A 9,380-nucleotide genomic window follows, 5' to 3' on the forward strand; every position below is an offset into this window, starting at 1 on the left:
ACGCTCCCCTCCCCGGTCCGGGACGCGGGAACCCGCGGACACACCCCGGGGAGAGCATGGGCGACGCGGATCACCCACCCCATTCCGAACCCCTCCACCAGCGTTCGCGTCACAAAGTCGGCGTCGAGCCCCGGAAATGTCTGCGTCACCGCCCATTCGGGCAGATCCCGAATCCCCTTCCCTCCCGACGAAGGATTGCCATCGGTTCGTTCTGCCACGGCCGAATGGCGCACATGCCAGGCGGCGAAGAGGCCCTTCGCCTTTTCGGTGCGCACGGGACCGAGGGGAGGAACGACAGGTGGATGACGGCAAGGGCGCCGCAGCCGGAGAAACAGCGGGTACCGCACCGGATTCGGTGCGGAGCGGGGCCGGGCGACTCCCCGCGCACCGGGCGGGCCGCGCCTTCGTCAACACGATTTCCGAGAACCACGTCATCCACCTCTCCGACCGGCTGTCCGTCGGCGACATCCGCATGGTGCTCATCGAGCGGCTCCGCAGCCTCGTCCCCCAGCGGCGGCGCGCGGCTCGCGGCGCTCTCGGAGATCCCGGACCGGGCCACGCACGAGACCGGTGACGACGCCTCGCCGGGGGCCTCGCCGCTGGTGGACCGGAGCAACCGGCAGGAGGCCCCGCCGGAGAGCGGCAACGCCACCGTCGGCTTCGCGGCCACCGCCGAGCAGGCGGTACGCCTCGAACTGCACCGGGCCAAGAACGCCGGACACGTCCCGCTGCCCCCGCCCGGTGCCGCCGCTCCCGAACAGGCCAGGCCGAAGGTCTCCCTTCTCCGGCGCGGGATCAGGAAGGCGGCCCGCACCACGAGGACCGAGGTCTCCCGCCGCATCCACGGCACCACGCCGCCCAAGGACGGTCCGAGCCGCCGATCGCGCTGACGGACTCCGGACCGGTGCGCGCGTGCGCCCCGGCGCGGAGGCGTCGGGTGTTCCGCCCCGCCCGGCGGACCGCCTGTTGCAGCCGGTGCCGCGGACCCGGGCCTCCGGGGCGCGCGGGCACCCCCGTGGCTATCATCCCCTCATCACGTGCCGGGGCTGCCCCTGCCCGGACCCCACCGGACGGATTGGACCCCCCGTGCAGGAGACTCATCCGCCGACCGACGCGCTCACCGCGCTCGCGGCGGCGTACGCCGAACGGCTCGACCGGCACACCCCCTTCTCCGGGATCTCCCGGGACGTTCTCCAGAGCGCGTTCGACGCCTGGCGCGGCACGCACCCGGACGCGGCGCAGACGCCGGAGCACGCACGCAGAGGGGTCTTCCGCTACGACCTCCGCAGGCCGGACGATCTGCGGGCGCTGGCCGACGCCCTGCTGAGCGTGGGCGACCCGCTGGCCGCGGCGGCCGTCCACGCCGAGCGGGCACGGCTGGAGGACCCCCTGAGCCGCGAGACCCGCACGAGGCGCGCGGAGACCGAGTACGTGGTGGCGGGCCTGTTGGAGCAGGCGGGCCGCCCCCATGACGCGCTCCGGGCGTACGTGTCCGCGGTCGAGGGGTTCGCCGCGGACCCGGGCCGCGCGGAGGCGGCCCGGGCGTGCCAGGAGGCGGCCCTGCGCATCGAGGGGGCGGAGGACGTCCACGCGGAGGCGAGCCGGGTCGCGCGGGAACGCAGGTCCGTGCACGCCGCGAACGCCGTGGCCGCCGAGCGGGCCCGGCGCGCCCGGGAGCTGGCCGGGTTCCACCGGGACGGCCGGTCCACGAACGGCGTCCACCGGCCGGAGTTCCAGAGCACCGACCGGCTCTTCGAGCTGCTCCGGCGGCACCTCGGGGACGAGGACCACGCGAAGGCGGAGGTCGTCTCCTGGGAGATAGCCGACCGCATGTCCCACCAGGAGCCCGGCTTCCTCTCCCTCCTCAACCAGACGACGCTCGCCGAGCTGCTGGAGGCACGGACCGCTCCGCACGCGGCCGAGGGGCTGCGGGAGGGCGTCTACCTCTCCTCCGTCCGGCTGTACGGGCACAGCGACCCGCGAACTCTGGAGGCGGCCCTGCGCTACGTCGACAACCTCAAGTCGACGGAGGCGTACGCGACGGCCTTCCGCGTCGCCCGGCACGCGCTGCGGAAGGCCTACGCCGGGCGCGTCCGCGAGGTGCTCCGTTCGCTGAGGCCCGGCCGCGGGGCCGCGCCCTCCGTGAGCGGGGAGCTGTTCCGCGCGGCGGTGCGGCCGCTGGAGCTGAGCGCCCAGCTCGCCGGTGCTCGCGCCGACCTGGCCGAGGCGGGCATGGAGGACCGGCGGACATCGGAGCGGGTCCAGGGACCTCCCCGGCTCTACACGAACACCGGGCACCGGCTGCGGGACGCCTTCGGCGGACCCGCCAGGGGAGGCGGAGCACGAGGGGAAGCGCCCCGACCCCGCATGACGCTCCCCGGGCCGGGGGCCCGCCGTGCCCGCAGGTGAACCGCGGCTCCGGTCGCGCTGGAGGGGCCGGGGGTAGCGGCGCGGCGCCGCCCTCCCGGCTTCTCCACCGGGGAGGGCCGCGGGCGGCGGCGGCCCGCTGTCCGCGACGGTGCCCGTCCCGCCGGACCCCGCCGGGGGGAGGGCGGTGTCGGGCCGCGCGGACAATGGGGGCATGGACGACTCCTCGATCGACGCCGCGCAGGCCCTCGCCGACCCCGTGCGCCGCAGGCTGTACGAGTACGTGGCGGCGGCGCACGGAGAGGTCAGCCGCGGCCAGGCCGCGGACGCCCTCGGCATCCAGCGCACCCTGGCCGCGCACCACCTGGACCGGCTGGCGGACGCGGGTCTGCTGGAGGTGGCCCGCCGCAAGGTGAGCGGCCGCGAGGGGCCGGGGTCGGGCCGTCCGGCCAAGCTGTACCGGCGCGCGGACCGGGAGCTGTCGCTGCACCTGCCGCCGAGGGACTACGAGCTGGCCGCGCACGTGCTCGCGGAGGCGGTGGAGCGGCACGGGGCCGAGGAGGCCCTGCACGCCGCCGCCCGCGAGGAGGGCCGCCGCATCGGCGCGGAACACCGGGAGGAGCCCCTGGTGGACCTGCTGCGCGCCCGGGGCTACGAGCCCGAGGAGGGGGCGGCCCGCGCTCCGGGGGGCGACTCCGGGCCGGACAAGGCCCCGGGGGAGGACGGCGGCGTGCGGCTGCTCAACTGCCCCTTCCACACCCTGGCGCGCGCCTTCCCCCCGCTCGCCTGCGGACTCAACCTGGAACTGCTGCGCGGCCTGTTGGAGGGGCGCGGCGAGGACGGTGCGGGGGCCCGGATGGACGCCCGTCCGGGCCGGTGCTGCGTGGTGATTTCCAAAAACAACGGACATTGACATAGAAGACCGGCCGTGGTGTGCTGTGTCCCGTGAACGAGACCTCCCCCTCCGGGTACCACCTGGCCCAGATCAACGTCGGCATCCTCAAGGCCCCCCTCGACGACCCCTCCATGGCGGGTTTCACCGCCCGCATCGACCCGATCAACGCGCTGGCCGACAGCGCCCCGGGGTTCGTGTGGCGGCTGGTGGAGGAGGGCAAGGAGGACGCCACCGGCCTGCGGCCCTTCGGCGGCGCCCTCCTGATCAACTACTCCGTCTGGCGGGACGTGGAGTCGCTGTGGAACTTCACCTACCGCAGTGAGCACCTGGAGCTGCTGCGCGGACGCCGGGAGTGGTTCGAGCACCTGCGGGAGGCGTATCTGGTCCTGTGGTGGATTCCCAGCGGTACGATCCCCACTGTCGAGGAGGCCGGAAGGCGCCTGGACCTGTTGCGCGCCGAAGGCCCCACCCCCGAGGCCTTCACGCTCAGGTCACCCTTCCCGCCCCCGACAGATCGCGTTCCGCACGCCTAGTCATCCCTCGGGTACCTTGGGTAGTCTTGCGGGCGTCCGTTGAGAGCAACCGGGAGTTCCGTCATGCGCATCACACCGTTCGCCGTCGGCCTGGCCCTGACCGCGACCCTCGCCGCCGGATGCGCGCAGCCCGATACCGCCGAGGACGGCGGCTCGGCCTCCCAGGAGTCCCCGCAGACCACGCCCAGCGCCTCCCCCAGCGTGACCGCTTCGATCTTCCTGCCGCCCGGCGAGGGCGCGGGCGCCATCACCTACGACGAGACCGCCGTGCCCGAGGGCGCCACTTCCGACGTGCAGGTGCGCGCCCAGGACGGGCAGACCCACGTGCAGTTCACCGGCACCAGCCTGGAGGGGGGCCGCGACTTCGGCGCCCACGTGCACACCCGGCCCTGCGGCGACGACCCGGCCGACGCGGGCCCCCACTACCAGAACGAGCTCGACCCGGCCGCCACCGAGGACGAGCCCTCCAGCGACCCCGCCTACGCCAACCCCGAGAACGAGGTCTGGCTGGACTTCACCACCGACGACGACGGCAACGCCCGCGCGACCAGCACGGTGGACTGGGAGTTCCGCGAGGGCGAGGCCCAGTCGCTGGTGCTGCACGAGCACCACACCCACACCGGCGAGGGCGAGGCGGGCACCGCGGGCGACCGCCTGGCCTGCGTCAGCGTGGACTTCTGACGGACCGGCGGTCCCCGGTCCGGTCCGGGGACCGCGCCACGGCTCAGTCCGGGACGACCCGGCGCAGCAGGAGCCGCTCCCCCAGCGCCCACGCACTGGAGGTCAGCAGGTACAGCCCCGCCGCCAGCGGCACGAACGCGGCGACCGCCACGGTCGTGAACTGCATGTAGGTCAGGAGGCCGGGGAGCTGGGGCCGGCCCGGGTCGGCCTCGGCGCCCGCCCGCATCGCGGGCAGCATGAGGTAGCGGCGGTTGGCCCAGGCCACGAGGGCGATCAGGGCCAGGAGCGCGGCGAACACGGCCGCCCCGCCCGCGCCGCCCGTCAGGGTCGCGCCCAGTTCGACGCCGCCGAAGGTGTGCGCGAGCATCTCCTCCTCACCGCTCCCCGCTCCGATGAACACGCCGTAGAGGGCGATCATGACGGGGACCTGGGCGAGGGAGGGCAGGCAGCCCGCCAGCGGGGAGGTGCCCGCCTCGGCGTAGACCCGGCGCTGTTCGGCGACGAGCCGTTCGGGGTTCCCGCGGTGCCGGGCGGTGATCTTCGCCAGCTGCGGGGCCAGGCGCGCGCGGGCCTTCTCGGCGCGGACCTGCACCACCCCGAGGGGGACGAGCAGGAGGCGCACGACCACGGTCAGGGCGACGACGGCCAGCCCGGCGGCCAGGCTTCCGGTGAGGGGGGTGAGCAGTGAGGTGAGGGCGGACAGGACGGTCGAGAGCAGGGTCATGGCGGCCGCGATCGGCCCGAGGCTGTACAAGGCGGGAAGGCCCTTCGTCCGGTGGGAGGGGAACAGACGTCGGGCCGCTCGTGACCGCGCCCGCACGGGGCGGAGCACACATCCGGGGCGCGGCGCGTGCGCGCACGCGCGAGCATGTCGGAGAAGGGGTCAGCGAGCGGCCGGAAGGGCCGCGCCGGGGGCTCTGGGACGGGGCCGTCCCGCCGCGTCGGGGTCACACAGGGTGAGTACGGGCAGGCGCGCGGACCTGCGGCGCATCGCGCGCACCGCGCCCGCGGCGGCGTCGCGCGCCGGGCAGGCCCAGGTGCCGCGCAGGACGTACCAGGCGACGGCCGCGCCGACGGCGGCGACCAGCAGCGCCAGGGAGCCGGGGACCGGCAGGAGTTCGGCGGGGACCACGCCCAGCATCAGGAACTCGAAGAACGCGAGAAGGAGGCTCACGGCGCCCTCACCTCCCCGTTCCGGTCGAACCGCATTCTACGCGCGGCGGCGGCGCCCCCACAACGCCCGGCCGCGCCCCGGGGCGTGCGGCAGCGGCGGCCGACGGGCGCAGAAATCCGCCGACACTCCGCCGGGGCTCCTCTCGGTTCTCGTGAAGCTGTAGCTAAATGACACAGAGTAACCAACTCCGTGCTCGCCGGGCGCCCCGTGCGGGCCGGCAGAGAAGGAGAGTTACCGTGCCGATCCGCCCTGCGAACCTCGCCACCATGTCCGCCACCATCGCCGGAGCGATCGCCGGGCTGTCAAGCAGACAGGACCAGGCTCCCCCGGTCCGGGTCACCTTCGAGTCCGGCTACCAGCAGACCGTGGAGAACGGGGGCTGCCGCACCCTCAAGACGGGGCAGGGGGGCGTCACCGGGATCTCCACGGAGAGCAGGGTCAAGTTCGCGCTCTTCGCGGGCACGAGCTGCCAGGGCAGCCGCGCGCTGGCCTCCGGACACGGCTCGGTGAGCTTCGGCGACCCGGTCCTGGCGGGCGCCATCGTCATCGGCTGAGGGCCGGGGCGGGCGCTCAGGCCCCCGCGGAGCCGCGGATCCGGGCGACGTCCGCGGGCAGGGCCTCCAGGACGTCCCCGGGAGAGCGCAGCACCGCGCCCGCGACCGCGTGGCCCAGGCCCAGCCGCTGTTCCACGGACAGTCCGTCCAGCAGGCCGGACAGGAAACCGGCGGCGAACGCGTCGCCCGCGCCCACCGCCTCGACCACGTCCACCGGCGGGGACGGCACGAACACCGCCCCCTCGGAGTCGAAGCAGGTCGCGCCGTGTTCGGCGTCCTTGACCACCAGGACCGGCACCTCGGGCAGCACCGCCCGCACGTCCTCGGCCGCCGGGGTGCCCCACAGCCGCTCGGCCTCGTCCCGGCCCACGAAGACCACGTCGGCGCGGCGGGCCAGGTCGAGCAGCACCGGCGCGGCGGTCCTGGCCCCCCACAGCGCGGGCCGGTGGTTGACGTCGAAGGAGCGCAGCGCGCCGTTCCCGGTCCGCCGGTCCAGCAGGTGCTCCACGAGCGCCGCGGCGCGCGCGGACAGGGCCGGGGTGATGCCGGACAGGTGGATCACCCGGGGGTCGCGCGCCCACACCCGCTCGGCGTCGGCGGCCGACAGCGCGGAGGCGGCCGAGCCGGCGCGGTAGTACAGCACGCCCGCGCCGCCGGGGCCGGTGTCCTTGACGTACAGGCCGGTGGGGCGCTCGGGGTCCACCTCCACGCCGGTCACGTCCGCGCCGCACCCGGCGACGGCACCGGTGACGATGCGGCCGAAGGGGTCGTCGCCGACGCGGCTGACCCAGGCGGCGGTGTGCCCCAGGGCCGTCAGGGCGACCGCCACGTTGGACTCCGCGCCGCCGGTGCCCACGATCAGCTTCGTTCCGGCCGCGAGCGCCTCGGCCGAGGCGAGCACCGCCATGGTCTCGCCGACGCAGACGGCGTCGGCGCTGCTGGTCGGCCCGCTCCCCGCGGGGGTCGGGTGCTCGCTCATCGGCGGTTCCTCCGGACGGATCGGCCGGGCAGGCGGTCGGTGCGGCGGCCGTCCCGGACGGTGAAGTCACCCGACACGAGGACGTGGTGGATGCCCCGGGGGGCCAGGCGCGGTTCCTCGTAGGTGGCGAGGGCGTCCACGGTGGCGGGGTCCAGGACCACCAGGTCGGCGACGGCGCCGGCCTGGATGACGCCGCGGTCGGTGAGGCCGAGTCTACGCGCGGGCCGGGAGGTGAGGTGGCGGACGCACTCCTCCAGCGTGAGCACGCCGAGTTCGCGCACGTAGTGGCCCAGGTAGCGGGGGAAGGTGCCCCAGCCGCGCGGGTGCGGCCTGGCGCCGACGAGGATGCCGTCGCTCCCGGCCGTGTGGGAGCTGTGTCGCATGATGGTGCGGATGTTCTCCTCGTTGCCCACCTGGAGCAGGCAGCCGCTGCGCAGCTCGTCGGCCACGAGCAGGTCCATGTAGAGGTCGCCGGGGAGTCGGCCGCGCGTGCGCGCGAGGTCGGCGACGGAGGATCCGACGGCCCAGGACAGCCCGGGGTCGGCGACGCCGGTGACGACGATGGCGGACCAGTCCATGGGGACGCCGTGGTTGCCGTCGGTGCCCTCCTCCTCGATCTCGCGCAGGACGCGCGCGCGGGTGGGGGCGTCGCGCAGGCGCTCCAGGGTGGCGGCGGTTCCGCCGACCTGCACCCAGCTGGGCAGCGGGGCGCCCAGGTGGGTGGCGCTGGCCCGGTAGGGGTAGCTGTCGAGGGTGACGTCGAGGCCGTAGTGGACGGTGGCCTCGTCGATGGCGTCCAGGACCTCGGGGGCGCGGCCCCGGTTCTGCGGGAAGTTGACGTGGCAGTGCGCCAGGTGCAGGGCGACCTGGGCGCGACGCGCGGTCTCCAGGCACTCGCGGTAGGACTCCACGACCCGGGAGCCGTAGTTGCGGTGGTGGGGGCAGTAGTAGCCGCCCGCGGCGCGGACGGGTTCGAGGAGGGCGACGATCTCGTCGTCGGTGGCGTACATGCCGGGGGTGTAGGTCAGGCCGGTGGACAGTCCGTGCGCGCCTTCGGCCATGCCCCGGGCGACGATCCGGCGCATGCGGTCGAGTTCGTCGTCGGTGGGCGGGCGGTCCTCGCCGCCCAGGACGGCCATGCGCACGTTGCCCTGGGGGACGAGGACGGCGGCGTTGACGGGGGCGCCCGCGTCGATCCGGTCGAGGTACTCGCCGACGGTGCGCCAGGAGTGGTCGAGGTCGGGTCGGCCGTTCCACGCGGCGAGCTGGGCGCGCAGCTCCCCGGCGGTGTCGTCGGTGACGGGGGCGTAGCCGAGCCCGTCCTGGCCCAGGACCTCCAGGGTGACGCCCTGGAGGGTCTTGGCCTCGTGCGCGGGGTCGGCGAGGACGGCCAGGTCCGAGTGGGAGTGCATGTCGACGAACCCCGGGGTGACCGCGAGTCCCTCCACGTCCACGACGGCGCCCGTGGTGCGCGCGCCGCCGGGTGGGACGATGTGGGCGATGCGGCCGTCGCGGAGGACGAGGTCGGCGCGGCGGGAGGGACCGCCGGTGCCGTCGACCACCAGTCCGCCGGTGAGTACGGTCTCGGAATGCACTGTTCCTCCGTTCGACGTACCGGTCACCCCGGCGCGGCGCGCGGCCGACCGGTGTCCGGTGTGGCCAAGATACGCTGCCCGGAAGAAAATTGGTAACTTTGTTGCCAGTAAAGCGCCCGTGAAACGGCACGGGCACCGGCGCGCGCACGCGCCGCCGGAGCAGACCAGCGAAGGAGTCCACGGATGTCCAAGAAGGCGGTCCGCACCGACAACGCCCCCGCTCCGGCCGGGGCGTACAGCCAGGGAGTGGTCGCGGGCGGGTTCCTGTACACCGCGGGCTTCGGCCCGCAGGAGCCCGAGACCGGCCGCGTGGCCCCGACCGTGGGCGAGCAGACCGCCCAGGTACTGGCCAACATCTCCGCCGTGCTCGCCGAGCACGGCCTGACGCTGGACGACGTCGTGAAGGCGACCGTCCACCTGGAGAACCTCAAGGCGGACTTCCCGGAGTTCAACGCCGTGTACGAGGAGCACTTCAGCGCCCCCTACCCCGTGCGCACCACCGTGGGTTCGGACCTGGCGAACATCCTCGTGGAGATCGACGTGGTGGCCAAGCTCCGGGACTGAGCCCCGCCCGGTCGGCCGGGGCCCGCGCGGGCCCCGGC

The 9,380-nt window shown here is 74.8% G+C and carries 13 protein-coding genes; 8 read left to right on the top strand and 5 right to left on the bottom strand.

Annotated elements, in window-relative coordinates:
• A partial coding sequence (locus DQW06_RS29485; protein ID WP_232833000.1) for a hypothetical protein occupies positions 1 to 275 on the bottom strand: 275 nt, incomplete at its 3' end.
• 23 nt (positions 276 to 298) lie between these two features.
• Here DQW06_RS29485 and DQW06_RS10395 point away from each other — a divergent pair.
• The 6 genes from DQW06_RS10395 (at position 299) to DQW06_RS10420 (ending at position 4,476) form a co-directional block, all read left to right on the top strand.
• Positions 299 to 574, top strand: coding sequence for a hypothetical protein (locus DQW06_RS10395; RefSeq protein WP_013156486.1), 276 nt, complete (start codon positions 299 to 301; stop codon positions 572 to 574).
• A 28-nt stretch (positions 575 to 602) separates the two neighbouring features.
• Positions 603 to 890: a hypothetical protein gene (locus DQW06_RS10400; RefSeq protein ID WP_013156485.1), complete on the top strand. Its 288-nt coding sequence runs from the start codon at positions 603 to 605 to the stop codon at positions 888 to 890.
• Between the two features lie 196 nt (positions 891 to 1,086).
• Positions 1,087 to 2,409: a hypothetical protein gene (locus tag DQW06_RS10405; protein ID WP_013156484.1), complete on the top strand. Its 1,323-nt coding sequence runs from the start codon at positions 1,087 to 1,089 to the stop codon at positions 2,407 to 2,409.
• 172 nt (positions 2,410 to 2,581) lie between these two features.
• A complete protein-coding gene (locus DQW06_RS10410) occupies positions 2,582 to 3,280 on the top strand; it encodes a metalloregulator ArsR/SmtB family transcription factor (RefSeq protein ID WP_041553467.1) in 699 nt (232 codons plus the stop codon).
• 20 nt (positions 3,281 to 3,300) lie between these two features.
• Positions 3,301 to 3,795: a DUF3291 domain-containing protein gene (locus DQW06_RS10415; RefSeq protein ID WP_013156482.1), complete on the top strand. Its 495-nt coding sequence runs from the start codon at positions 3,301 to 3,303 to the stop codon at positions 3,793 to 3,795.
• A 63-nt stretch (positions 3,796 to 3,858) separates the two neighbouring features.
• Positions 3,859 to 4,476, top strand: coding sequence for a superoxide dismutase family protein (locus DQW06_RS10420; RefSeq protein ID WP_013156481.1), 618 nt, complete (start codon positions 3,859 to 3,861; stop codon positions 4,474 to 4,476).
• A gap of 43 nt (positions 4,477 to 4,519) precedes the next feature.
• Here the strand turns inward: DQW06_RS10420 and yidC are convergent, their stop codons facing one another.
• On the bottom strand, positions 4,520 to 5,230 hold the full coding sequence (gene yidC / locus DQW06_RS10425) for a membrane protein insertase YidC (RefSeq protein ID WP_013156480.1): 711 nt from the start codon (positions 5,228 to 5,230) through the stop codon (positions 4,520 to 4,522).
• Between the two features lie 129 nt (positions 5,231 to 5,359).
• On the bottom strand, positions 5,360 to 5,650 hold the full coding sequence (locus DQW06_RS10430) for a DUF6412 domain-containing protein (RefSeq protein ID WP_013156479.1): 291 nt from the start codon (positions 5,648 to 5,650) through the stop codon (positions 5,360 to 5,362).
• Positions 5,651 to 5,886: 236 nt separating this feature from the next.
• Here DQW06_RS10430 and DQW06_RS10435 point away from each other — a divergent pair, with 236 nt between their 5' ends.
• Positions 5,887 to 6,204 carry a hypothetical protein gene (locus DQW06_RS10435; protein ID WP_013156478.1) on the top strand — a complete coding sequence of 106 codons (318 nt, stop codon included), beginning with the start codon at positions 5,887 to 5,889 and terminating at the stop codon, positions 6,202 to 6,204.
• Positions 6,205 to 6,220: 16 nt separating this feature from the next.
• Here DQW06_RS10435 and DQW06_RS10440 read toward each other — a convergent pair whose 3' ends face one another.
• A complete protein-coding gene (locus tag DQW06_RS10440; protein WP_013156477.1) occupies positions 6,221 to 7,183 on the bottom strand; it encodes a sugar kinase in 963 nt (320 codons plus the stop codon).
• On the bottom strand, positions 7,180 to 8,778 hold the full coding sequence (locus tag DQW06_RS10445; RefSeq protein WP_013156476.1) for an amidohydrolase family protein: 1,599 nt from the start codon (positions 8,776 to 8,778) through the stop codon (positions 7,180 to 7,182). The genes DQW06_RS10440 and DQW06_RS10445 overlap by 4 nt, the downstream gene beginning before the upstream one ends.
• 183 nt (positions 8,779 to 8,961) lie before the next feature.
• On the opposite strand from DQW06_RS10445, the gene DQW06_RS10450 reads away from it, so the two are divergent.
• Complete coding sequence (locus DQW06_RS10450; protein WP_013156475.1) at positions 8,962 to 9,342, top strand: RidA family protein; 381 nt, start codon at positions 8,962 to 8,964, stop codon at positions 9,340 to 9,342.
• Positions 9,343 to 9,380: the final 38 nt, after the last annotated feature.

Origin of the sequence: Nocardiopsis sp. TNDT3 (assembly GCF_003427465.1) — a bacterium.
GTDB classification, from domain to species: Bacteria; Actinomycetota; Actinomycetes; order Streptosporangiales; family Streptosporangiaceae; genus Nocardiopsis; species Nocardiopsis dassonvillei.